At 54.8% G+C, this 23,250-nt stretch carries 18 protein-coding genes; 8 read left to right on the forward strand and 10 right to left on the reverse strand.

Annotated elements, in window-relative coordinates; all coding sequences use genetic code 11:
* Positions 1 to 12: 12 nt before the first annotated feature.
* The 5 genes from CGZ80_RS09280 to CGZ80_RS09295 form a co-directional block, all read right to left on the reverse strand.
* On the reverse strand, positions 13 to 1,227 hold the full coding sequence (locus tag CGZ80_RS09280) for a hypothetical protein (RefSeq protein ID WP_233148325.1): 1,215 nt from the start codon (positions 1,225 to 1,227) through the stop codon (positions 13 to 15).
* Between the two features lie 59 nt (positions 1,228 to 1,286).
* Positions 1,287 to 1,520, reverse strand: coding sequence for a DUF4032 domain-containing protein (locus CGZ80_RS09285; RefSeq protein ID WP_094413624.1), 234 nt, complete (start codon positions 1,518 to 1,520; stop codon positions 1,287 to 1,289).
* A 200-nt stretch (positions 1,521 to 1,720) separates the two neighbouring features.
* Complete coding sequence (locus tag CGZ80_RS09290; RefSeq protein WP_233148326.1) at positions 1,721 to 2,302, reverse strand: LysR family transcriptional regulator substrate-binding protein; 582 nt, start codon at positions 2,300 to 2,302, stop codon at positions 1,721 to 1,723.
* Positions 2,287 to 2,610: a LysR family transcriptional regulator gene (locus CGZ80_RS28570; RefSeq protein WP_233148327.1), complete on the reverse strand. Its 324-nt coding sequence runs from the start codon at positions 2,608 to 2,610 to the stop codon at positions 2,287 to 2,289. Before CGZ80_RS28570 ends, CGZ80_RS09290 begins: the two co-directional genes overlap by 16 nt.
* 51 nt (positions 2,611 to 2,661) lie before the next feature.
* Positions 2,662 to 3,078 (reverse strand): secondary thiamine-phosphate synthase enzyme YjbQ, encoded by a 417-nt coding sequence (locus CGZ80_RS09295; protein WP_094413982.1) that lies wholly within the window; start codon positions 3,076 to 3,078, stop codon positions 2,662 to 2,664.
* Between the two features lie 567 nt (positions 3,079 to 3,645).
* Here CGZ80_RS09295 and CGZ80_RS09300 point away from each other — a divergent pair.
* Positions 3,646 to 3,879, forward strand: a complete 234-nt coding sequence (locus tag CGZ80_RS09300; RefSeq protein WP_233148328.1) for a hypothetical protein — start codon at positions 3,646 to 3,648, stop codon at positions 3,877 to 3,879.
* 89 nt (positions 3,880 to 3,968) lie between these two features.
* Here the strand turns inward: CGZ80_RS09300 and CGZ80_RS09305 are convergent, their stop codons facing one another.
* From CGZ80_RS09305 to CGZ80_RS09325, 5 genes are read right to left on the reverse strand one after another with little or no spacing between them, the layout of a single operon-like run.
* Positions 3,969 to 6,491, reverse strand: a complete 2,523-nt coding sequence (locus CGZ80_RS09305; RefSeq protein WP_233148329.1) for a ligase-associated DNA damage response DEXH box helicase — start codon at positions 6,489 to 6,491, stop codon at positions 3,969 to 3,971.
* Positions 6,484 to 8,136, reverse strand: a complete 1,653-nt coding sequence (locus CGZ80_RS09310; protein WP_094413626.1) for an ATP-dependent DNA ligase — start codon at positions 8,134 to 8,136, stop codon at positions 6,484 to 6,486. The genes CGZ80_RS09305 and CGZ80_RS09310 overlap by 8 nt, the downstream gene beginning before the upstream one ends.
* Positions 8,133 to 9,176 carry a ligase-associated DNA damage response exonuclease gene (locus CGZ80_RS09315; RefSeq protein WP_094413628.1) on the reverse strand — a complete coding sequence of 348 codons (1,044 nt, stop codon included), beginning with the start codon at positions 9,174 to 9,176 and terminating at the stop codon, positions 8,133 to 8,135. Before CGZ80_RS09315 ends, CGZ80_RS09310 begins: the two co-directional genes overlap by 4 nt.
* A gap of 36 nt (positions 9,177 to 9,212) precedes the next feature.
* Positions 9,213 to 10,676 (reverse strand): protoporphyrinogen oxidase, encoded by a 1,464-nt coding sequence (hemG, locus tag CGZ80_RS09320; protein ID WP_094413630.1) that lies wholly within the window; start codon positions 10,674 to 10,676, stop codon positions 9,213 to 9,215.
* Between the two features lie 12 nt (positions 10,677 to 10,688).
* Positions 10,689 to 12,044 carry a hypothetical protein gene (locus CGZ80_RS09325; protein ID WP_143543825.1) on the reverse strand — a complete coding sequence of 452 codons (1,356 nt, stop codon included), beginning with the start codon at positions 12,042 to 12,044 and terminating at the stop codon, positions 10,689 to 10,691.
* Positions 12,045 to 12,366: 322 nt separating this feature from the next.
* Here CGZ80_RS09325 and CGZ80_RS09330 point away from each other — a divergent pair, with 322 nt between their 5' ends.
* The 7 genes from CGZ80_RS09330 to CGZ80_RS09355 all read left to right on the forward strand — a co-directional run bounded on the left by CGZ80_RS09330 (position 12,367) and on the right by CGZ80_RS09355 (position 23,062).
* Positions 12,367 to 13,320: a ferredoxin--NADP reductase gene (locus CGZ80_RS09330; protein WP_094413634.1), complete on the forward strand. Its 954-nt coding sequence runs from the start codon at positions 12,367 to 12,369 to the stop codon at positions 13,318 to 13,320.
* A 47-nt stretch (positions 13,321 to 13,367) separates the two neighbouring features.
* The gene (locus tag CGZ80_RS09335; protein WP_094413636.1) at positions 13,368 to 14,660 is read left to right on the forward strand and encodes a glucose-1-phosphate adenylyltransferase; all 1,293 of its coding nucleotides are present in this window, start codon (positions 13,368 to 13,370) and stop codon (positions 14,658 to 14,660) included.
* Positions 14,661 to 14,784: 124 nt separating this feature from the next.
* Positions 14,785 to 14,991 (forward strand): hypothetical protein, encoded by a 207-nt coding sequence (locus tag CGZ80_RS27575; RefSeq protein WP_143543826.1) that lies wholly within the window; start codon positions 14,785 to 14,787, stop codon positions 14,989 to 14,991.
* 215 nt (positions 14,992 to 15,206) lie between these two features.
* A complete protein-coding gene (locus CGZ80_RS09345) occupies positions 15,207 to 15,746 on the forward strand; it encodes an RDD family protein (protein ID WP_158222630.1) in 540 nt (179 codons plus the stop codon).
* A gap of 316 nt (positions 15,747 to 16,062) precedes the next feature.
* A complete protein-coding gene (locus tag CGZ80_RS27580; RefSeq protein ID WP_255407704.1) occupies positions 16,063 to 16,281 on the forward strand; it encodes a transposase in 219 nt (72 codons plus the stop codon).
* A gap of 504 nt (positions 16,282 to 16,785) precedes the next feature.
* The gene (locus CGZ80_RS09350) at positions 16,786 to 22,587 is read left to right on the forward strand and encodes an RHS repeat-associated core domain-containing protein (protein WP_094413642.1); all 5,802 of its coding nucleotides are present in this window, start codon (positions 16,786 to 16,788) and stop codon (positions 22,585 to 22,587) included.
* Positions 22,556 to 23,062, forward strand: a complete 507-nt coding sequence (locus tag CGZ80_RS09355; RefSeq protein ID WP_094413644.1) for an immunity 26/phosphotriesterase HocA family protein — start codon at positions 22,556 to 22,558, stop codon at positions 23,060 to 23,062. Before CGZ80_RS09350 ends, CGZ80_RS09355 begins: the two co-directional genes overlap by 32 nt.
* The last annotated feature ends 188 nt before the right edge of the window (positions 23,063 to 23,250 follow it).

Here is a 23,250-nt window from a genome sequence, read left to right on the forward strand (position 1 = left end):
ATGCACGGCGAACTAGATCTCTTCGTCAACAAAGATAATGTGGCGGAAGTAATGCTGGGACTCGAAACTGGCACCCAACGCGCCAATTAGCAACCCCAGCGATGCGGCAAACATCGCCATCTGTGGCCAATCCCACCAAGAAAGCTGTCGCGCACTGTTGACGGTCGAACTGGCCCATGTCGCAACCAAGTCTCCCGGGAACAGCACCGCACTGACAAGTGTTCCCAAAATGAAGAGCGTCGCCCAAGTGGTTGCCATCCCCGTCAATACGATCCCAAACGCCGACGCCGATGTGACGACCGATTGCTCACTGCGACGATGGCGGCGACGCACCAGCAACTGTTGGCGGATGACCACGTAGAACGTTGTCGCCAACAACGTGATGACGAATAGCAGCGCCACGCGAAGGAAGCTTTGTGCGAGTGCCAGATCCCAGGCCTCTGCCGTCATGAATAAAACGGCTAGCGTCGAAAAAGATGCGATCGTCAAACGACTCAATCGCTGTGGGAATTGCCAAGGACGCGCAGCACGGATCGCTTGAAAAATCTCGCGACGATTGATCAGTGCCGCACGCACCCCGAATAAGAATCGCCCCATCCGTTTCCCGACGCGTTCTTCCAGGCGCTGGTCGGCGATTTCCAGCAACGCCGAACGTTGCCGTTGTAGGTCTTCTTCATCGATGCCTGCCATCATGTCCAGCGCCGCCGCCGAGGGCGGATGATACAGCAGATCGTTGGGATGATCCGAGCGTGGTAAACCGGCAAGGTGTCCGAGCGCATGCAACATCAGTCGACTGAGCCGCCGGGCAATTCGCGCCACACGTTCGCCGTGGTCGACCTCTACACCGAGCGCTTGCGGGTCAATCAGTGACAATGAAATAACCGCTGCATCAAGCGGCCGGCTGAGTGCCGCGAAGCAGTACGGCGAGTAGTTTCCGGTCAATTCGGCACCGGTCAAAACGAACGCAAAATCCCAATGCTTGGCATCGCGTTCCTCGACCGCTTGTTGCAACAACAGGCTTGGTTCCACACGGCCGGAACCTTCCGTTACCGAAGCGGTCATCTCGGGGCGTTTGATTTCGAAGAAATCGAACTTGAACCCGGGAAAGAGCTCACTCAAGCGTGCATCGGTCTGCTCCACCGCCAACTTGGTCGAGCGGGCATCAACGGCGTCCAACTTTCCGGCGACGATCACGCCGATTTCAATCAGGTGGTAATCCAAACTCACGACGACTGGTAACCAAGAGTTCCTTTTGTTCCAGGTCGTCGCCGAGCGGCCGACCGAGACTACATCATAGCTGCTTTTGAAAGCAATCGCTTCAAGAAGCCACCGATTCGACTCATCGGCGTTTGCAAGGTCTGATCTTCGCCTTCTAATTCCGGTTCGGCAACATTCTGTCGCCAATCCTGCAGGGCAAATTCCCAACCGACATCATGCCCGGCACGTTCACTGAGAAAGTATTTATGGCGATCGATCTCTTCGATTTGCTGCTCGGACAATTCGTTAGCGAAATCTTGCATGGCGAAGGCATCCCATCATGAATTGGCGTGTTGGTCGCTGACATCGTTGCCTCGTCCGTGACGATGGCCCATCGGTCATCGGGATTATTCGGGCGACCAAATGTTCGTCAATCGAGAAAACGGAGTTCCGTTCGCTCACCGAATCTGTGGGGCAAGTTCTTACATCCAATGCCCCCAATGGGTGCAGGTAATGATGGCAATTAGCCTTTGGAAAAGGCCTCTGCTTCATCAAGCAACATCTCACGCATCGACTGTACCAACCGGCTTTGGAAGCGATAGGGATCCCAGATCATCGCCACGGTACGCGTCGGTTTGGAACCAGCGATCGAGCGATAGACTCGCGCTCTCGACTTGTCCAGCTTGGCCGCCATTTCTGGAACAAAGGACACGCTGTCTGAGATCGCCACCAGTTCCTGTACCATTGATAACTGGTTGGTCCTGCCAACGGTTACTGGCTGGAACGACCGTCCGCGGCAGTACGTCGAGATCGTATCCGACAAACAGTGTGCTTCGTTCAGGACGACGAAGGGAAGCGATTCGATGTCTGATGCACGGATTTGCTTTTTGTTGCCCAGCGGATGATTGGCGGCTAGCACCAGCAGCAGTTCTTCTTCGAACAGCGTTTCCGCTGCGAGGTGTTTGCCGACGATTGGCAGCGCGACCACGAGCAAATCGATTTCACCTTGTGAGCATCCGGCTAGCAAATTCTGTGTCGTGTCTTCGTGCAGTTCGACGTTGGCTTTGGGAAAGCGTTTTGCAAAGCGTTTCAAAAAGGTGGGCAAAAAGTACGGCGCGATTGTCGGGATCGCTCCCAGTCGGATTCGCCCCGATTTTCCATCGTCGGTGATCCTGCTTTTGTGTCATCGATGATCGCCATGATCTGTTCGGCACGTGATTTCATCAGCACGCCGGCGTCGGTCAAGTCTGTCGCTTTGCTCTTTCGCACCAGCAGCGGCACACCGAGTTCTTCTTCAAGCTTTTGAATCGAGCGACTGAGTGCGGGTTGCGAGATCAGCAGTTCTTCGGCCGCACGGGTAAAGTTTCCCATCTCGGCCAGTTTCAAAAAATAGCGTAGTTGGTCCAGTTCCATGCGATCTGCCTCACTCGCCTTGTTTGCTGACTCGTCGCAATCTCGCGAGCGTCATTCACCCATCAATGTCAAAACCAACCGCCGTGGTCCCGCATGGTCACGGTGCTCACAAAGGTAAATCCCCTGCCAAGTACCTAGCTTCAGGTCGCCACCGCCTACCGGGATTTGCACGCTCGCGCCCATCATGCTGGCTTTCACGTGCGCGGGCATGTCGTCGGGGCCTTCAAGGGTATGAACGTATGGCAACGACTCCGGTACGGCGTGATTCATCGCGGTCTCAAAGTCAACGCGAACATCGGGATCGGCATTTTCGTTAATGGTTAACGATGCGCTCGTATGCAGGATAAAGACGTGCAACAAGCCAACCGAAATGGAGTCGATTTCAGGCAGTGCGCGAGTCACCGCGGAGGTGATGAGGTGAAAGCCACGACGCTGGGCCGGGAGCGTAATTGTTTTCTGGATCCACATGACCCCTCCAAAATGACGAAACGACCCAAACAAACGGAGAAGGTTTTCAAAAAAAATGAAAAAAAATTCCACCCCCAGTCTTACCCGAAACCTAGCGTTTCGCCTGCAATCCGCACAGGGCAGGAAAAGAAATGTGACATGCGATAATCACCCCCGCTTGACGAACTCGAGGCGATATGATCCGCCAACGGTGTGGTGCAACGTTGGTATTCGCCCCCTTGACAGCCAAGACGACCGTTCCTTGGGGTTGTCAGATCACGTTGCTTGTGTGCCCAATTTGGCAGCTTCGGGCCCACGATTCTGGGGCCAAGTCAGGGGCTTGCAATCTGACGGTCATCAAGCCACCCACAATTTTTCTTGACTCACGCATTTAGACGTCAATAATCCCCTCGTCAACAGTTGTTGTTGCGGAGACGTCTCTCTCTTTTTTATATCCCGAGACGTGTAGGTGATCCGCACAGCGATGAACCAACTCAATTGCGGCTTTCCATGAGGAAAGCAGTCACAAATACGCCAAGTCGACTGGAAGAATTCGGTCCTGGCACTCCCAGAGGTAGATTCACGTCAATGAAAGAAATGAGCCGTTGCAAGAACGTTTTCGAAGCCATCCTTCGTTACGGACACGATGAAGATTTCGTCCCACACGAAGACGACAACTTCAACCCCACCGATGCGCCGGCAGGCAGCCCCGAGAAGATTGAAGTATTGCGTAAACGCGTCGAGCGTGGTCAGCCCTTGTGGCACAACACCGACCGCGTGGATTACACCGGATTGACCGGAGCGATTCGCCCTCGCGAATAAACATCCGCGACGCAGATGAGTGACCCAGAAAACCCCGTCGGTTCTGCCGGCGGGGTTTTCTATTGCGCTCACCCTCTCCAGATCGCTGCCTAGCCCGCAGCCTTCTCCAGGCTTGCCTGTAGCCTCGCCACACGGTCCGCCAGCGTCTCGCTGCTGACCCGCTCACGCAACTTGTCGACCAATAATGGGAATGCTAACGGCGTGACTTTCGGCGGCTCGGTGATCATCACCCGGCAGTCGCCGATACGGTCCAGCGCGGCTCGCATCCGGCCCGCTTCGAGTTGAAACTGCAACACTTCGCGGCGCGCCTGAACGAGCAGCAAGTTGTTCGGGTCGTACTTCTCAAACACGTCAAAGAACAGGTTGCTGCTCGCTTGCAGATTGCGATTCGTTTGCCCCTTCCCAGGAAACCCGCTATGTACCAAACCAGCTACACGGGCGATCTCGCGGAACTGACGCTTTGCCATCTCCGTCGAATTCATGCTGGCAACAATGTCGCGGTCCAGGTTCTCTGCTGACAGCAGTCCGCTCGCGATCGTTGACTCAATCGGTATCTCACTCGGCGATTGCAAGACGATCCCATAATCGTTGCATGCCATCGATAGAGACAGCTTGCGATGCTGGCTGATTCGGTAGGCGAGCACCGCCGCCAAGCCTTCGTGCGCGAGTCGTCCTTCGAAAGGGAAGAGAAACACCTGGTGACCGCCACGCGTTTTGATCTTCTCGATCAGGAACTCGTCGCGTGCCGGCAAGATGCTCCAGCGTTTTTGGATCTCGAACAGCTCCTTCAGTGCTTTCATTTCGGGGCCAACCAATTGTCCATCGGCGGCCTCTTCCAGTTTTCGCCGCAGTGCTTCACTGAGCTCCGACGACAAAGGCAAGCGACCGCCCATCCAGCGCGGGACCGCATCGGGTGTTCCCGTCGCCCGCTTGACGTAGGCCGCGTTGTCGCGGATCCGTACCAAGCTGACCAACCGACCCGCGAACAGAAACTTGTCGCCCGGATTCAACCTCGCCAAGAAATACTCTTCCGCGGTTCCCAGCGTGGTGCCTTTGAGATACTTCACCTTCATCGCCGCATCGCTGACAATGGTTCCGATACTCATCCGATGCGTTCGAATCGTACGTTTGTCATGAACGATGTACCGATCGATTTCTTGTCCGGATTCCTGGACGACCCGTTTGAACTCGGGATACTGCTCCAGTGAACTGCCACCACGGACGACAAAGTCAATCACCCAGTCCCACTCTTGATCGCTCAGCTCGCGGTAGGCGTAACAGTCACGGACTTCTTCTAGCATGGCCTGGGATGTAAAACCGCCACCGATCGCGATCGTAACCAAGTGCTGCGCCAACACGTCCAGCGGCTGATGGTGTGTCTGCTTCGATTCAAGCTCGCCCCGTGCGATCGCATCCTTTGCCGCAGCCAACTCAATCAACTCGATCGCATGCGTTGGCACAAACGACATCCGGCTGACTGCGTCTGGTTGGTGCCCACTACGGCCGGCTCGTTGAAGCAACCGTGCGGCACCTTTGGGGCTTCCGATCTGCACAACACTATCGACCGCGGTGAAGTCGACACCCAGGTCCAAACTGCTGGTGCACACCACGGCTTTCAGGCGTCCTTCCTTTAGTCCTGCTTCCACCCATCGGCGGACCGAGGCGTCCAGCGATCCGTGATGGAGCGCGATTTGGCCGGCCCAATCGGGGCGTTTGGCAAGCAGATTCTGATACCAGATCTCCGTTTGGCTTCGCGTGTTGGCAAACACGAGCGCCGACTCGGTGTGCTCAAGTTCCTCAGCAACCTGCGGAATCATCCGCGTGCCGATGTGGCCGGACCAGGGGAAGCGTTCGATCTTGCGAGGGATGATCGAACGCAGTTGCATCTTCTTGCGGCGATAGCCCTCGACAATCTTTGCGGGCTGGCTGGCCGAAACTCCGGTCAGCGCCATTAATGCCTCGTCCAGATTCCCCAGTGTCGCACTTAATCCCCAAGTGCGCAGCTGCGGACAAAGGCATCGCATTCTGGCCAACGCGAGCTCGGTTTGGATTCCACGTTTGCTGCCCAGCAATTCGTGCCACTCATCGACGATCACCGCTTCACAGTGACGGAGTTGTTCAAGCAGCTTTTCATGAGTCAGCATCAACGACAGGCTTTCTGGCGTTGTCACGAGCGCAGTCGGCAAACGTTTTAGAAGCCTTGCTTTCACACTTGCCTTTGTGTCACCGGTGCGACTTTCCAGTGTCCATGGCAAACCCATCGCATCGATCGGCTGGCGAAGTGCGGCTTCGGTGTCGCCAGCGAGCGCGCGAAGCGGAGTGATCCAGATGACTTTCAGCGGTAGCGGTTGTTTTGGATTCCACTGCGCACGATCTCGATTGGCCTTTAGCCATTGCAGGATCGGTGCCATCCACACGGCAAGCGTTTTACCAGTCCCGGTTGCCGAATGGACCAAGCCACTGTGTCCTTTGGCATACGCGTTCCAGACACTCGCTTGGAATCGAAAAGGTTTCCAGCCGAGCACGTCAAAGAATTGATCGACCGCTTTGCGTGGTGCGATTCGGTCGGGCATGCTTGGCGACTTGGAATCCGTTGAACGCTTCTTAGCCATCGGGCAGCAACGCCTTCAAATCGCTTAGCTGATTGGCGTCTTCAGCTCGCTTATCATGACGCCATCGCAAGATCCGTGGGAATCGCGTTGCGACGCCACTCTTGTGGCGTGTGCTTTGGCTGATCCCTTCGAAGGCGATTTCGAAGACCAGTTCCGGCGTGACGCTTCGTACCGGGCCGAATGACTCGCTGGTGTTCTGCCGGACGAAGCGATCGACTTTGCGAATCTCTGCGTCATCCAAACCGCTATACGCTTTCGCGACAGGTACCAAGTTTCCTTCGTCCCACAATGCAAACGTGTAGTCGGTGTAAAGGCTGGCCCGTTTGCCATGTCCCCGCTGGGCATAAATCAGCACTGCGTCGATCGTGTAGGGTTGGACCTTCCATTTCCACCACGTCCCACGGACGCGGCCGACGTCGTACACGCTGTCCCAACGTTTGAGCATCAGACCTTCGCTATGACGCTCGCGACTGGTTTCACGGACGGTCGCCCATTGCAACCAGTCGTTTCCGTCGATCAGTTCGGTCACGCAGAGGTTGGGGTGGCGGATAGGGTTGAGAACTTGCTGTAGTTGCCGTCGTCGTTCGCGGAATGGCTGCTGCCGGATGTCATTTCCGGAGACTTCCATTAAATCGAATGCGTGGAACACCACCGGGACTTCTTTTAGCAGTTTCTTGCCGACGCGTTTGCGACCGATACGACGCTGCAACTGTGAAAACGGCAGCACCTCGGCTGTGTTTCCGTCCTGGTCGATCGCACAGGCCAGGATTTCTCCGTCGATCACCGTCCCGTTCGGCAGCAAGCTTGCCGCGTCTTCGATCTCTGGCCAGCGATTCTCCATCAGGTCTTCGCCCCGCGACCATAGAAACGTTTCACCTTCGCGGCGAATGATCTGTCCACGGATTCCATCCCACTTCCATTCGGCCGCGAAGTCGGTTGTCTCCCCCAGGACGGCTGCGATCTCGGCGGCTTGTTTTGCACCCCCATCGCGATCAGGCGATGTCGCTTGCTCGATCGGATGCGCCAAGCAAAACGGGTAAGGTCGACTGATTTGAGTGTCACCTTCGTTCGGATCGACAACGCGATGAAAGAACTCGGCATTGGGTTCCCAGTCGCCCATCAATCGGTGTGCGATCGTTTCGGAGCTGATCCCGGATGCTTGTGCGAGTGCCCGTGTGACGAGCGCTTTGCTGACACCGACGCGCAAACCACCGGTGATCAACTTCATCACGACGAACCGCATCGCCGGATCGGTCTGCTGCCAGATCTCGACCACGGCGTCATGCTGTTGCTCGGGCGTCAGAGGACGTAGCGGCAACAATTTGTTTTCAATCCAGCCCACCAAGCTGGTGTCGGAAACGCTTTCGCCGGGCGGCACGACCAGTGAAATTGTTTCCGCCAAATCACCGACTGAAGAATACGATTCTTCGAACAGCCAATCGGGAATGCCGGCTTCTTCGGCCGCCCATTGCCGCAGCAATCGTGACGGGACAAGCTGCCGAATCTTGCGACCGGATAAAATCGAAATCGCCCATGCGGCATCGTGGGGCGGCGCTTGTGTGAAGTAATCGCACATCGCGGCGACTTTTTCGTTGGTCTTCGTTGTCGAATCAAGTCGCCAATACATGTCGGCAAATCGTTTCATGCATTTGCCTCCGCCTGATCGATTTCATCATCCTCATTTTCGTCGCGACGTTCGGCTTGATCCAGCGCCACCGCATCGCGGCCGATCGATTGCAGGTAACGTGCCAAGATTGCCGAGTATCCATGGTGCACCCAAACCTGTTCGGGATCACAAAGCTCGATTGCCTTCAGTGTCGTCGCCCAATCCACATGATCGCTCAGTACGAAGCCTCGGTCGGCGGCACGGCGGCGCCGTGTCCCGCGGACCATCATCCATCCGCTTGCCATCGCAGCGCTGACTTTACCGAACCGCCGCATCCAGGGTGTTCCGTGTGCGCTGGGAACCGCAACGACCATCGCGCCGCGAAAGTCTGCTTTGCGTTCGACTTCACCAACGTAGATCGTCTCAGGCAACTCGACGCCTGATGCGCGATAGGCCGCGACGCCTTTTTCAACCGCGCCGTGTGTGTAGATTGGACCGATCGATGCGTCCAAACCGGCAAGCAGCCGCTGACTTTTACCAACCGCATATCCGTAAAGCAAACAACACTTGTCCTCTTCCGCACTCGCTTTCCACCACGCGTTGACCTCCGCAAAAATCTCCGTCTGGTCACGCCAGCGATACACTGGCAGCGCAAACGTCGACTCGGTGACAAACAGGTCGCAAGGCACCGGTTCCCAGCTGGCGCAGGTCGAATCCGGGCCCAGCTTGTAATCCCCTGCCACCACGGCAACTCGGCCGTTGTGTTCCAGACGCACCTGTGCCGATCCCAGTATATGACCTGCGGGAAAAAGCGTGACCTTCACCCCATGGTGCGTGATCGTTTCGCCGTATCGCAAGAAGTCGAACTCGGCATCCGGCGACAGTCGCATCCGAACCAGATGTTCGCCTGCCGTCGATGACAAATAATGCTCACAGCCCCAGCGCGCGTGATCGGAGTGGGCGTGGGTGATCACGGCCCGTTTCACAGGCCGCTTGGGATCGACATAAAAATCACCCGCAGGGCAATACAGCCCGCGTTCGGTGTTTTGCAAAAGGTTGCTGTGCTGGATGATCGACATGATGAAGCATACTCATCCGTCCAGACCAACCGCGAATCAATTTTCGAGTGCCGCCAGAGCAGCCTTTTTTGCCGTGCCGACAAGTGGCGCGATCCCGACCCCGCGCAAGGCGTTGGTGGCCAGATGCAACTGAGGGATCACATCGATTGCGGCTTCGATCGCATCGGCTCGCTTCACATGGCCAACATGATATTGCGGCATCGCGTTGTTCCAACGCACCACCCGAGCCAATGTCTCGGTGCCCTCCAAGCCGATCAAGTCACGCAGTTCCTGGCGTGCGAGCGCGATCAATTCGTCATCCGATTTTGCCAGGTCTTGCGACCGCATCGCACCGCCAAAGAATGCCCGAGCGATGACGTGATCATCGGGGCAACGGTTGGAGTACTTGTGACTGGCGAAGCTGACCGCCAGCACATGACGATTTTCGATCGACGGTACCACGATGCCAAACTTATTCGGCAGGCGTCGCAAGTGTTTTTTGGCAAGACACAGCACCACGATTGCTGCCGAGGCCGATTCGATTTCGGCTAAGCCATCAGATGCCGCTTGGCAAGCGTTCGCGATGGCCGTCTCTGCAGTCGAGTCGGTACTGGCATCACCCAGCAGCTTTGCCGCGACTGCGGCGGGTGTCGCCAAGACAACTTCGTCAAACGCTTGCTCGTGATCGTCAATCGTGAGCTGCCAATGTTGGCCGTCGTATCGCAACTGCTGGACTGGTGTGTTCAGCGAGATTGATTCGGGGCCGACGCGATCGGCCAGGGTTTCGATCAGCTCGCCCATGCCACCGGGGAACCCACGAAAACGCTGGTACCGCGCGCCGGCGCTGTTTCGTTCGGTGGTGTCTTGATTGTCACGTCGACGCGACAGAGTTGCCTTGGCCAAGGAGCCGTGTTGCTGGACCATGGATGCGATCGGGGCCATCGTTGCTTTCAGGCTGAGCTTTTCCACATCTGCGGTGTAAATGCCAGCGACGAGCGGTTCGACGAGGCGGTCGAGCGTCTGCTTGCCCAGGCGTTGCCGAACGAACTGGGCAACGCTCAAGTCATCGTCGCATCCGGGGGTGAGCTCCGGCTGACGCTTGATGAATCGTTCGGCCAGGAATCGCAGTTTAGCCGTGGGGGTCAGGATTGGCGTCAGCAACATCTGCCACGGCTTTGTCGCTCGCATCAACACGAATCCTTCCGGAATCGGCATGGCTTTCCCTTGATGCACGACGAGTGCCCCGGCGCGGGTGGCGTCGGGGGTAATCAGCTTGTCGTCGACACCCAGGTCACTGCACAGCTGCATCGCCGCAGGAGGATCGGTGGCGAACATGTCAGCACCGCAATCGATCACAAAGCGACCTTCCGGAGCTTCGACGATTTCGGTTCCGATGACACCTCCCAAGCGGGGCGAGGCTTCGAACAGTCGGACTTCCGTTTCGGGGGTCTGTTGACGAAGGTAGAACGCGGCGGTCAGTCCGGAAATTCCGCCGCCGATAATTGCAATCCGTTTCGGCATTCTAGGGTCGACTTAGGGCTCGTATCCGCTTGATTGTTGTCGCATGGCTTCTTCGTATGCGCTCGAACTGCTGGAGCTCGAATCCATTCCGGAACCATAGTCGGTACCGTAGCCGCTTCCGTAATCGTAATTACTCGAGCTTGAACTGTTTCCGTTGCCGCGCATTCGTTGGCCAGCCGCGCGTGCATCGGCGATCTGCGAGAGGAGTGGTTTCATGCCTTCGACGATGGTGTCCATCTGTGCGTGCAGTTCACGCGGTGACGCGGCGTTGAGTGCCGATTGTACAAAGCCGTCGATCATCAACGTCACCATCGTCGCTTGTCCGGCACCCAGTAACGATCCCGAAGGCGTATTGGTCAATCCGTTTTCCCAGGACTTCGTGAGTTCGGCCCAACCCTCTTTGGTTTTATCTGCGGGCATCCATTTGCCTTCGACTTGTACATAATCGACGGGAATTGCGGTGGAACCGATTTTGGTTTCGACGGTTGCCTTGCCGTCTGCTTCGTTTGTGACGTCGTAGGTGATTTCGGGCATCCCCAGTGATTCGCTCAGGTCTCCCAAGTTGGCAATGTAAGGAGCGACTCGCGAATCAAGGTCCTTGACCCAGTCACGTAGCGGGCGATTTGGGATCTCTGTGAGGGCGAGTTTTTCGGGATCGAGTCCGTCACGAATGATTCCGCCGATGGCCAAAGTCGCTTTCTTGAGCGTTTCTTTATTCACTTCATCGATGTTCGACAGTCGCGGGTACGAGAACAGCCAACGCTGGCGGGTCACGATCAATTCGCCGATCGAGTGAACCGACTTGAGAACTTGGTCCAAACCGGCGGGGTCAAGTTTCTCGATCGAGGCTTTGGTGAGTCGCTCGAAATCAGCTTGATACGACGCAGGCATCATGTCGTAGCTGGCCAGCAAGACATGTCCATTACGCGTTTGTGTGTTTTGCCATTCCAACATCGACAAAACGTCGCCACCACCTGAATATGGTTGGTAGGGCGCGACGCTGGGTGGTTCGGGCAGTGGCGTGGGGGCGGGGGCAGAAGCCTCTTTCGCGTCATTTTCGATCAGCGAACGCATTTCGCCACGACGCTTCTTCTGTGTTTCTTCCAGCTGTCGGGCGCGAATGCGGCTTTCGGCAATCAACTTGTCCATCGAGACGGACACTCGCCGACCATCGTTCATTTGCAGGACCACGGTGTTCCCCCATAAACCGATGAAGTCGGCTTCGATGGTGTGCTTACCGTACAGATCGGTCCATCGCTCGCCAGCCTGTGCGGTATCAGACCACAGCCCCATCAAGGACGCACAGGCGACAGCGAAGCAAATCGCGTTTCGGGAAATGATCGCAATTCGACGAGTTCCAAAAGTCATGTCGATTTCGGCTGGCAAATGTTCTGGGGATTTCTTCAGCGCCACATGGGCTCGTCCCAACGGGAGGCTTCGGAGTCCAGTATATTGCGTGGACGCAAAAATTACCGCCGCTTTTTCGGGGAAGTTTGCGTTCCGATCTGCGAATGCGGACTTTTCGGCCTTTTAATCGCACGATAGGTGTCGTCGCAGCGTCGCTGCCCCGATGTATAGAACGCGGAAAGATTCGTTCGGCCAAATCGTTTGTTCAGCGTGACCCATCGCTTGTGACGAGTCCTAAACCGCTAGATCGGAGTGAATCGTGCTCAGTTCGGACAGCCCCCACATGAGCCAATCGGATACGGAATTTCAACCGCTTCGGGACAAGTTCTATAACGCCACGGTGATTGAGCGAATCGATTGCCACGAGAACTTGGCGCGCTTTCGGGTTCGTCCTGATAACGGCGTGCCCCACTTCGACGCGGGACAGTATGTCACTCTCGGGCTGGGAAACTGGGAAAAGCGGCTCGATGGAACTCAGGTCGAAACGGTTCCCGAAAAGAAACTGACCAAGCTGGTGCGACGCGCGTACTCGATCTCGTGCCCGTTGCTGGACCAAGACGGTCGCATCGCGCCGGTTGATTCGCTCGATTACCTAGAGTTTTACATCACGCTTGTCCGCGCCGCGTCTTCGGCTGACCAACCGCCGCCAGCTTTGACCCCGCGTTTGTTCGAGTTGAAAGCCGGCGACCGCGTCGAAATCGGCAAACGCATCGTTGGCAAATACACCATCGGTGACATCGATCCCGATCACACCGTGCTGATGCTCGGCACCGGAACTGGCGAAGCTCCGCACAATGCGATGACCGCATCGCTGCTGGCCAAGGGGCATCGTGGTCGAATTGTGAATGCTTGCTGCGTACGGTACCTAGGCGACTTGGGGTATCACGCCAGGCATTTTGCCGTGATGAACCAGTTTTCTAATTATCGGTACTTGCCTTGCACCACTCGTGAACCGTTCAACATTAACACATCGCTGCCCGGCTACGTTGGCAAACAATACTTGCAAGACTTGTTTACCAGCGGCAAACTTGCCGTTGCTGCCGATGATCCACTGAGCCCCGATAACACGCACGTGTTTTTGTGCGGCAACCCCGACATGATCGGGTATGTCCCACCGGGCAGCGAACCACCACCAACCCCTGGGATGCTGCCGCTATTGGAATCTGCCGGTTTTTTGCCCGTCGACCATGATCACGAATCAGGTGCGGGACGGATCCGGTTCGAGAAATATTGGTAGCCTACCACCGGCTTCTCTTGACCTTTCACCACGTAACTGCAAACACCATGGATCTCTCAAACAACACGATCGCTCTCATTCTTGGCGGCGGTCGTGGAACACGCCTCTTCCCACTGACCAAGATTCGTGCAAAACCCGCAGTGCCATTGGCCGGGAAGTATCGCCTGATCGATATCCCGATTTCCAACTGCATCAACAGTGGCTTGCGTCGTGTGTTCGTGCTCACGCAGTTTCTTTCGGTCAGCCTTCACCGCCACCTCCGTCAAACGTATCGCTTTGACCACTTCACCGGCGGCTTTGTCGAACTGTTGGCGGCACAGCAAACCGTCGACGCCGGGACCGAAGACTGGTACCAGGGAACCGCCGACGCTGTCCGCAAAAACTTGCGTTACATCGATCAGCCCGACATCAAGTACGTGTTGATCCTGTCCGGTGACCAGCTTTATCGGATGGACTTCCGCGACATGATGCAAACTCACATCGACACTGGCGCCGACGCCACCATCGCCGGGATCCCCGTCGACCGCAAAGACGCCAAAGCGCTCGGCATCATGCAGATCAACGACGATGGCCGCGTTACCGGTTTTGTCGAAAAGCCACAGACCGAGGAAGACCTCGCCAAAGTCCGCATGGATCCCGCTTGGATCGACGCCCGCGGCATCCCCAGCAACGGTCGTGACTGCATCGCCAGCATGGGCCTGTATATCTTTAATAAAGAAGTCATGGTCGACTTGCTCGAAGGGAACAGCCACGAAGACTTCGGCAAAGAAGTTTTCCCCGGTGCGATCGACTCGCGAAAAGTCAATGTGCACCTGTTCGACGGCTATTGGGAAGACATCGGAACGATCCGCGCGTTCTACGAAGCCAACCTATCGCTCGCCAGCAAGACCCCGCCGTTCAAGCTGGGCTGCGCATCGGCACCGATCTACAGTCGCCCCCGATTTTTGCCACCAACGGTAATGGGTGACAACGTCACCATCCGCGGCAGCTTGATCGCGGACGGTTGCCACATCGGCAGCAACGTGACGATCGAAAACAGCGTGATCGGATTGCGAACCGTCATCGGCGACAACGTCACCATCAAAGACAGCGTTGTGATGGGAGCTGACTACACGGACGACGGACGTGAGTTGGACGCCGGTCAAGTGCCAACGGGCATCGGTGCTGGCAGCACGATCAGTGGCGCGATCCTGGATAAGAATAGCCGCGTCGGAACCAACGTAACGATCGTCAACAAAAAAGACGTCGTGCACCACGGCGAAGACGACGACCTGCAAGTTCGTGACGGCGTCTGCATCGTGATCAAGAACGGAAGCATCCCCAACGACTTCAGCTTCTAGTCAATCACTGCTAAACCAATCAGGCTTTGCCGCAGTCTCCCGCAAAAGAGGCTGCGGTTTTTTTGTTGATCAAACGCGATCGTTCGATGTGGTCACCATTTGCCTCACGTCGCGGGGGATCAAGATGACCGGCAAGGCGGGAAACGGAGAAAAGGAATTCAAATGGACTCGTCAGAAAAGCGGTGTCGCACTCGATGGGCATTTCACGCCTGATGCTCTTCTACTGAGAATGCAGGCTCTGATGAACAATGGATACAGCGTCCTTCAGCAAGAACAATGTCATACCGCCCAGGAACGATTGCGAAAGGCGTTGGGAGTGTTTTCGTATTAGCCACCATTGTAGACAAAGTGGATGCCAGTTTTGCGTTACCAAAGCTTGGGTGACTCGGCTCAGCGTGTTGCTCGATTTTAGGTATGGTATTGGAAAGCACCAAGCGTGCCGGTGGAAATGAAAGTCGATGACATTGATTGAGTGATGGTGCTTGCTTTCGATCCTCGGCGCGATGGTCGCGTTTGGCTGATAACTCATTGAGGCACTGTGAATTGGTGAATGACAACTCACTTGGCTATGCCGATTACTATCAGTTGGATGACTACGCCGGGATTGGCCAACGGATCGCTGTTCAGTTGATTGACGTTTGTGTGTTGATCGGACTTGCGATTGGTCTTTGGTTGCTGTTTCTGTTGTCGATGCAGATGGGGCTCATTCGCACTGATCCGTCCGAAGTGTTTTGGGTGGTTCAGCTTTTCGTGATTTGGGTTTATCTGGGGCAGGTGAAGCGTTCCGTCGGTACGCTGGGGTATCGACTTTTGGGCCTCAAAATCGTGCGAGCAAAGGGCGGGCGGCCAACTCTGTTAGCGATGACGGCGCGAATGATGCTATGGATTTTCGGCCCCTTCAACGTGTTGCTCGATTTAGTTTGGCTTGCGGCGGATTCAGAACGGCAATCGCTGCGAGATTGCTATCTCAGTACCTATGTGGTGAAGCGGTCAGCTGTCCCGTTAGGGCAAGGGCCAGTTCACCTAACACGATACAACGCTTGCGGTATGACACTGGGTTATCCAAGAGTGATCCGGCCGGAATGACGGTGTGGCGAGTCTCGGATTTTTAGGGTAGCGGAACCGTGGCGATCGACCTGTGGATTCTGTTGCTCAGTAGTAGATGGTTGGGGTGTCGGGCTGTCTGTGTTGTTTTAGCCGCCTTTGTGCGTTAGTGATTGGGTTTAGCCACCCTATCGTTATTCACTCGCTCGATGTCTGGTGAATGGTCCTAGGGAAAAAACGCGTGACCACGGCCCTCTTTTGTTCACTATAAAGCGAGTTAGGTGTTCGAACCTGTATTGAAGAACCTGAACGCTAACTGAACCGGACATGGAAGAGCAAAAGCCGTCAATGTGACGCGCTGTATCACCGCAACCGAAGAAATGCAAAAGAACGTCGCGGTCGGCGACTGCATCGATTGAGAAGTGAACGTGTTGAACGAGCGTTCGCCCACCTCTGCGATACTTGCGGAGTGAGGCGGACTCGGCTCAGCAGCACTGGCAAGGTACGCAAACGATACATGTCAGTACCAATGGCTCATCGTTTAGGTCTCATCGTGCGCTCGTTGATTGGTGCATGAAAGCCGACGTGCGCCGCAATGCTATTCCGTCGAAGTTTTCGCCATGGTGATAGCGATTTGGGGTATGGGGCCTGCATTTCCGTCTGCGAGGCCGCCAGCAAACACAAATCCTGTTTTATTGTTCGCCAAAAACTAGAGATTGACGCGGCGAAATTTGGTCTTCAGGGGCATCTGCAGATCAGCAACAGTTTGACTGAGGCTTCGCTGTTGCCCAATCCATATAGGCGCAGCTTCTGGGCATCAATCCTCGCGCAGTGTGCATGCTCATTTGGGAAATTGAGCCGTTTTTGGTAAATCGCGTTTTTGTTGATTTCGCTAATGCTTGGTTGGTGAACAACTTGCGTGCGATTAGTTTCAGTCTGGACATGATTCAACTGAACTTTGGAACATGAGTTGCGAACTCTCGCCAGCATCGGGGATGAAGAAGGTAGCTCAAGTATCTATGCCACTGTTGAGATAGCTAAGCAGTGTGCGTGAGAGATTGGCTTAGTGTGACGAACGACGTTGAAGGAAGAATCGCCGGAAATGGGTAAGGGAATTTGGTTTCGTAAAAAGCGTCGCTGTCCGAATTCGTCACGCCGCAATCGCACATTTCGTCGTCGGAATGCGATTTCCGAGCAGTTGGAATCAAGGAGAATGCTTGCTGTCATATCCGTTGACGATCTTTATGTCGACGAAGACGCGGGTACCGCCGAAGTCTCCCTTTCTTACACTGGCACTCTCAACTCTGGGAGCATCGACTGGGTGACCAGCGATGGAACTGCAGGCTCTGGAAGTGACTACACCGCTAGTTCGGGAACGTTGAGTATTTCTGGAATCGGGATGGGAGGTCCGCCCTCAGGGAGTGGTGGTGGCACGGCGGTTTCTCTGACCGTGTCAATTCCTATAAGTGAAGACACCTTAAGGGAAAGCGGAGAGACCTTCTACGTTACTATTTCAAACGCATCGGGAAATTCCATAGGAGACGACACTGGACGCATCGTTATCGTTGATAACGATTCAGCTGGCCGTACGAGAGATCTGGACAATTTTATTAGTAGTGCTGGCGACGTCTTGCATAGCGGCGCCGCCAGTCTTTCGTATGAGTTGCCAAGCGGGCTGTCGCTTGAATACAGTACACTAACGTATGGTGCTGAAATACTTGACATTCGGACTGAGCAGCCATCCGACAGTGTCGTCCCATCCCAAATCAAAGCTGATCTATATATCGACGGGGCAATTGATCGAACGATCTATTATGACACAGCGGGGCTCGCTCTAGGTGACGACCAACGGTTTGTCTTTGATTTCAGCGATTCGACGTTGGCGAGTGGCACATACCCTTGGCAGCTAGTAATCACCGAAACGATAGGGCTAAATGAGAGTGTGCGAATCCTGGATGGCGTGTTTGACCACTACAACAGACGTGGTGGCTTCGTCGGCGATGGTTGGCAGATTGGTGGTCTCGATCGTTTGGCCGTAACCGATAATTGGGCGACGGTTTTGCTATCAAACGGGGCAACATCACGATTCCCCCGGGAATCAGGCGGTGGCCCCATTGAACCACTGCCAGGGCCTCCGTCACCGACTGGCGAAGAGACGTACGTGCCTTTGCTTGGTGGCTTTCAGGAATATACAGATGGTAGCTTTCTCTGGGTGCAGCGAGATAAGACTCAGCTGACTTTTGATTCAAGCGGGAATCTGCTTACTCGCATCGATCCGAATGGCAATGAAACCGGTTTTAGCTATGATTCAATTGGTAATTTGACAAAAGTTACTTTTCAAGATGGCCGTGAAGTTGATTTTGGCTATGGAGGCGGCAGTCAAATCAATACAATCACCGATTGGGCTGGGCGTGTGACGACGCTGACGCACGGTGCTGGTGGTGAACTTCAGACCATTCAGTCACCTGATCCTGATGGCATTGGTGCGATTTCAGCAGCCGAAACCGATTTCGAATATTGGTCAGTTTCAGGATTGCTGAAGAAGCACCAGGATGCATTGGGCGATGCAACAGAGTATTCGTATGACACCTTTGGTCGTCTCAGTAGCATAACGTCACCCGGGTGTGTCGTAACTGTGTTTGCGCCGCAAGTAGTCCAAGGTGCAGTCGCATCGGGCGAAGGTACTGTGGTGTCGCCAGCTGACTTGCCGATTGCTGACCCTAGCGGCACAGTCACCAATGCTTTTTCAAATACTGTGGTGTCCAAGTATGGCCCCAATGGTGGTCTGTTAGCTTTGACGAATGAATTAGGGAATACAACCACGTGGGAGCGCGGAGTGGGCGGCTTCGCGACGAAGATGACGTTGCCAGATCCGGATGGTGCCGGTCCCCAATCTTCGCCCGTGACAAGTTATGAATACGACTCGAATTTTAATTTAACGAAAACCATTTTCCCTGATTTAAGCGAGACGGAGGCGGTATTCGATAGCACTTGGAATGTGCCATTAGAGGTGACGGATCCGCTTGGGAACCAAACCCGCTATATGCTCGATGCCCGTGGAAATGTGATCACAATTCAGAGCGTCATTGGCCTCCCTGATGACGTTTACAATGGAGAGACGGACGACATATTTTCGAGCATGAGCTACACAGCGGCTCCGACAGCGTCGGGCCAAGTTCCTGGCGGCATGATCGCAAGTCTTACAGATCCGCTAGGCACTGTGACTAAATACACTTATGGCACGACTTCTGGCGTTCCAAGTTTTGGGCAAGTCATTTCGGTGACTGATGCTTTTGGGACTCCACTCGCATCAACAGTGTCAACAGGGTACGGAAGTGATTTTCTGTCCTCATCCGTTACCGATCCACTGGGGAGTGTCACGTCCTATTCCTATGATGATTTAGGGCGTTTGACAGCCACGGTATACCCAGATCCCGACGGTGCTGGGCCGCTTGCTAGTTCATCAATTGCGTTTACCTACGACGCTTTGAATCGAATTGCAACTTCGACAGATCCTTTAGGGAATGTCACCACTCATGAATACGATGAGCGCGGTAACCTTTTGTCGGTCACATTGCCCGATCCGGATGGGGGCGGTGTGCGTACTGCGCCGGTCATTTCGTACACTTATGACTTGCTTAATCGGCAAGTGACAGAAACGGATGCGCTTGGGAACGTTACGTCAATCGCGTACGACGCCGCGAGCCGAGTTTTAAGCAGGACGCTGCCAGACCCAGATGGCGCTGGATCGCTCGTGTCGTCTGTCTATTCAACCGCCTATGATTTCCTAGGACGCCCAACGTCAGATACTGATCCGCTAGGGAATGTGACGTCGTACACTTACGACACAATGAGTCGCGTCGTGTCGACAACGTTTCCGGACCCGGACGGTGGGGGGCCGCTGGCGGCGCCCGTGTACACGACGGAGTACGATGACATGGGGCAGGTTGTATCGCAAACTGATCCGCTTGGTAGCACAACGAGCTACTCCTACGATGAATTCGGCCGAATTAAACTCACGACCTTGCCTGATTTGGACGGAGCTGGGCCGCTTTCCCCTCAGGTCAGCAGTGCTACGTATGACGCAGTTGGAAATCTGGTTAGTTTTGCCGCATTTGATGGCACCACCCAGACGCATGCCTATGATGAATTGCATCGTCGTACAGCGACTACGTTTTCGGATCCTGACGGAGGCGGTCCACTTACTTCGCCGGTTTTGACTTGGTCCTACGATTTACTTGGGAATTTGATTGCGGAAACAAGTTCCTCGGGTGCAGTTACGTCTTACCTATATGACAAACTGGGGCGGTTAACGCAGACAACACAACCGGATCCTGATGGGGTTGGCCCGCTTGCATCACCAGTTACCGTGATGGCGTACGATTTAGGGTCACGAGTAATCTCGACTACCGATCCTCTCGGGAATACGACGGAGATGTCGTACGATAATCTGGGGCTTCTGACTTCCAGGTCCATGCCTGACCCTGACGGCGCAGGGCCGCTCATGCGACCCACGACAACTTTTGCGTATGATGCCAAGGGGCAGCAGACGAGCTTAACGGACGCTCTTGGCGAGACAACATCTTGGCAACTCGACAACCTTGGGCGGTTAATTACCGAGACTGATCCACGATTGAATTCAAGGTCGTACGCCTATGATGAGGCAGGGCACCTTGTATCTGCAGTCGATCGCAATGGGCTTGAACGCATATTTACGTATGACAACCTCGGGCGAGTGGTGGAAGAGTCGTGGAAAGATGGTGTGGCGATTTCCCACACGATGGCGTTTTCCTATGATGCAATGAGTAACCCGCTCTCATCTGGGGATTCTTTTGCCGAGTATTCCTATGTGTATGACGTACTCGGTCGCGTTACTTCCGTACTGACGGATTTTGGGAGTGGCAATGGGGAGTTCCTGCTCTCAAGCGAATATAACGCCTCTAGCGGCGTTCTTGAAGCAATTGAGCTCCAGTCGAATGCCGGGGGCGGGTGGGTGGACGATTTGGTTGAGTCGTATTCATACGACGGTCTCAATCGTATAAGCGCAATCACTCAAGCTGGTAAATTGGGGGGCGCAGTTGTTGCTGGCAAGCGAGTCGATCTTGGGTATGACAGCGGGAGCCGAGTGAGTTCGATTGACCGCTACTCTTCAGTGAACGCGACGCCAGCCACTTCAGTCGCTAATTCTGGAGTGCTTTTTGATTCTCTGGGTAGGATATCTTCGATCGAACACGAAGACGGCGCAACTTCGATCGCAAGTTACGACTTAGTCTACGATGCTGGAAGTCGCATCACGGAAATGAGTTTTTCTTCGCTTGCTGGCTTATCTGGTACAACCGAGTTTTCTTATGACGCCAATGCGCAGTTGGTGGGTGCCGATCATTCTTACATCGCTGATGAGGCATATGGCTTTGATTTGAATGGGAACCGGTCAAGCGGTACTTCAATCGGAACCGGCAATCGCCTGCTTTCTGACGCCACATGGGCCTACACTTATGACGACGAAGGAAACCTCACGGAGAGGACGCGGATTAGTTCGGCTCCCGCTGATGACAAAACTGTGGTTTACGCTTGGGATCATCGCAACCGATTGCTTTCCGTAACGAATAAAGACAATTTTGGGGGGGTGACGCAGGTAGTTGAGCATTCTTACGACGTCTACGATCGCCGAGTGAGCGTGAGCTTGGATGCAGACGGCGTTGGGCCACTTGCATCGGAGGTCGTTCGATATGTTTACCGTGGAGCTGATGTACTCGTCACCAGTGATGGAACTGGAGAAATCACTCAGCGGGTTCTGCATGGGCCAGCAGTCGATCAGGTTTTTGCGATAGAAGATGCATCCACAGGGGATGTCCTTTGGGCACTGACGGATCAACTTGGTAGTGTGCGGGACGTTATCGATTCGACGGGGGCTGTCGCCAACCATTTGGTTTACGACAGCTTCGGAAATGTTGTAAGCGAAACGTCATCTGCGATCGATTTTCTCTACGGTTTCACAGGTCGTGAACGTGACAAGCCGACTGGGTTGAACTATCACCGTGCTCGCTACTATGCATCGGATACGGGGCGTTGGCTTAGTCAGGATCCAATCGGATTCGCAGCAGGGGATGAAAATCTTTATCGCTACGTTGGGAATCAAGCTACTTCAGTGACAGACCCGACTGGCCTCTGGGGATGGGACGGCGATTGGATTGAATACGGAATTGGTGGAATGCTTGGTCTTCAGGGGCAAGAGGTCCTCGAGATAGCTGGCCAGAATATTGTCAACAATCCACTCCGGCCAATCATTGGCCATATCGCGCTAGTCGAGCCGACTGGAATCGCAGGGGGAGTTGACTCAGTAATCACCGGAACGCTTGAAGGCCAAGGCGTAGGTGAAATCGCGGGAAACGTCGCATTGGAAGTCTTGCCAGGGCCCAATCCCAATAAACTTCGAAAGGGGGGGGCGATTATCAAAAGGATGGCCCCGCCGAAAACCGGTGTTGGCGACGGCTTGGCGAAACTCCCCGGAGGAAGTAACGTTTCGCTACCAGAGTTGCCCGCAGGCAAGGTGTCGGGTATCGTCCCAAGTAATGCCCCAAGGGGTGGAACGTACAAACTAAAGGATGTGGACGGGAATGTGCAACGGACGGGGCGTTCAAAGGATTTGGATGCACGGAGGCGCGCTCATGCAAACCATCCTGACACTAAGGACCACGACTTTGAAGTCGATCGACGAACGGACGTGTACGCTGAACAGCGAGGCAGGGAGCAAATCATTCACGATGCTCATCCAGAGGCTTTGCTTGAGAATGGCGGATTAAACAAAATTCGTGGCATCAGCCCCAAGAATCCGAGACTCGAAGAGTATCTTGAAGCAGGACGACGACTTGATGATGGCTAAGCAACAACATGACTATGAGGTCGGCTCAATATTCTGTGTGCCGCTACGAGATGGCGGGTACGCAAAAGGTATCGTCGCAAGATGCGATCACCGAGGACTGGTGTTCGGATACTTCTTCGGGCCTCGCACGCAATCCGAGTCCGAATGTGTTCACGCGGGCGATCTGAAGCCAGAAGACGCTATCTTGCTTGGCCAATTTGGAGATATTGGCCTCAAGAATGGAGAATGGAGGCTAACCGGATCAGTCGAACCTTGGAATCCAGATGAATGGCCGATGCCCGCGTTTTCTAGCCCAGCTGATGATGCGACTATGGTTACTATTACTGACTACGACGACAATACGCTGAATACGAAATCAGTACGAACGGTGCCTCAAAGTGAAGAAACTGCGAAGCTCCCCGTAGATCGGGTCATGGGTTACGGTTCCGTTGAGATCAGGCTTACACGGTTGTTGGAGGTGCCGCAAGAATCGTAGTGGTTGAGGCGGTAATTTGTAGCCCCAAAGAGAACAGGTCAAGGAAAAGGTGTCAGGACCAATACTGTTCGGCACGGAATTTGCGCAGTCATAATAGGACGGCCAGGGGTTTTGGGTGGAGTTGCGCGTCGAGCGATGACATGACATACTTGGTGGGTGAGACAATCATCGGGAGAATGAATGGTGCC

It is taken from the genome of Rhodopirellula sp. MGV (assembly GCF_002251265.1).
GTDB lineage: Bacteria > Planctomycetota > Planctomycetia > Pirellulales > Pirellulaceae > Stieleria > Stieleria baltica_A.

What these genes read in the sequence shown, in the direction of transcription:
- CGZ80_RS09285 (WP_094413624.1), bottom strand. Translation starts at nt 1,520, where the DNA reads ATGCAAGATTTCGCTAACGAATTGTCCGAGCAGCAAATCGAAGAGATC.
- CGZ80_RS28570 (WP_233148327.1), bottom strand. Translation starts at nt 2,610, where the DNA reads ATGGAACTGGACCAACTACGCTATTTTTTGAAACTGGCCGAGATGGGA.
- CGZ80_RS09295 (WP_094413982.1), bottom strand. Translation starts at nt 3,078, where the DNA reads ATGTGGATCCAGAAAACAATTACGCTCCCGGCCCAGCGTCGTGGCTTT.
- CGZ80_RS09300 (WP_233148328.1), top strand. Translation starts at nt 3,646, where the DNA reads ATGAAAGAAATGAGCCGTTGCAAGAACGTTTTCGAAGCCATCCTTCGT.
- CGZ80_RS09305 (WP_233148329.1), bottom strand. Translation starts at nt 6,491, where the DNA reads ATGGCTAAGAAGCGTTCAACGGATTCCAAGTCGCCAAGCATGCCCGAC.
- CGZ80_RS09310 (WP_094413626.1), bottom strand. Translation starts at nt 8,136, where the DNA reads ATGAAACGATTTGCCGACATGTATTGGCGACTTGATTCGACAACGAAG.
- CGZ80_RS09315 (WP_094413628.1), bottom strand. Translation starts at nt 9,176, where the DNA reads ATGTCGATCATCCAGCACAGCAACCTTTTGCAAAACACCGAACGCGGG.
- hemG (WP_094413630.1), bottom strand. Translation starts at nt 10,676, where the DNA reads ATGCCGAAACGGATTGCAATTATCGGCGGCGGAATTTCCGGACTGACC.
- CGZ80_RS09325 (WP_143543825.1), bottom strand. Translation starts at nt 12,044, where the DNA reads ATGACTTTTGGAACTCGTCGAATTGCGATCATTTCCCGAAACGCGATT.
- CGZ80_RS09330 (WP_094413634.1), top strand. Translation starts at nt 12,367, where the DNA reads ATGAGCCAATCGGATACGGAATTTCAACCGCTTCGGGACAAGTTCTAT.
- CGZ80_RS09335 (WP_094413636.1), top strand. Translation starts at nt 13,368, where the DNA reads ATGGATCTCTCAAACAACACGATCGCTCTCATTCTTGGCGGCGGTCGT.
- CGZ80_RS27575 (WP_143543826.1), top strand. Translation starts at nt 14,785, where the DNA reads ATGACCGGCAAGGCGGGAAACGGAGAAAAGGAATTCAAATGGACTCGT.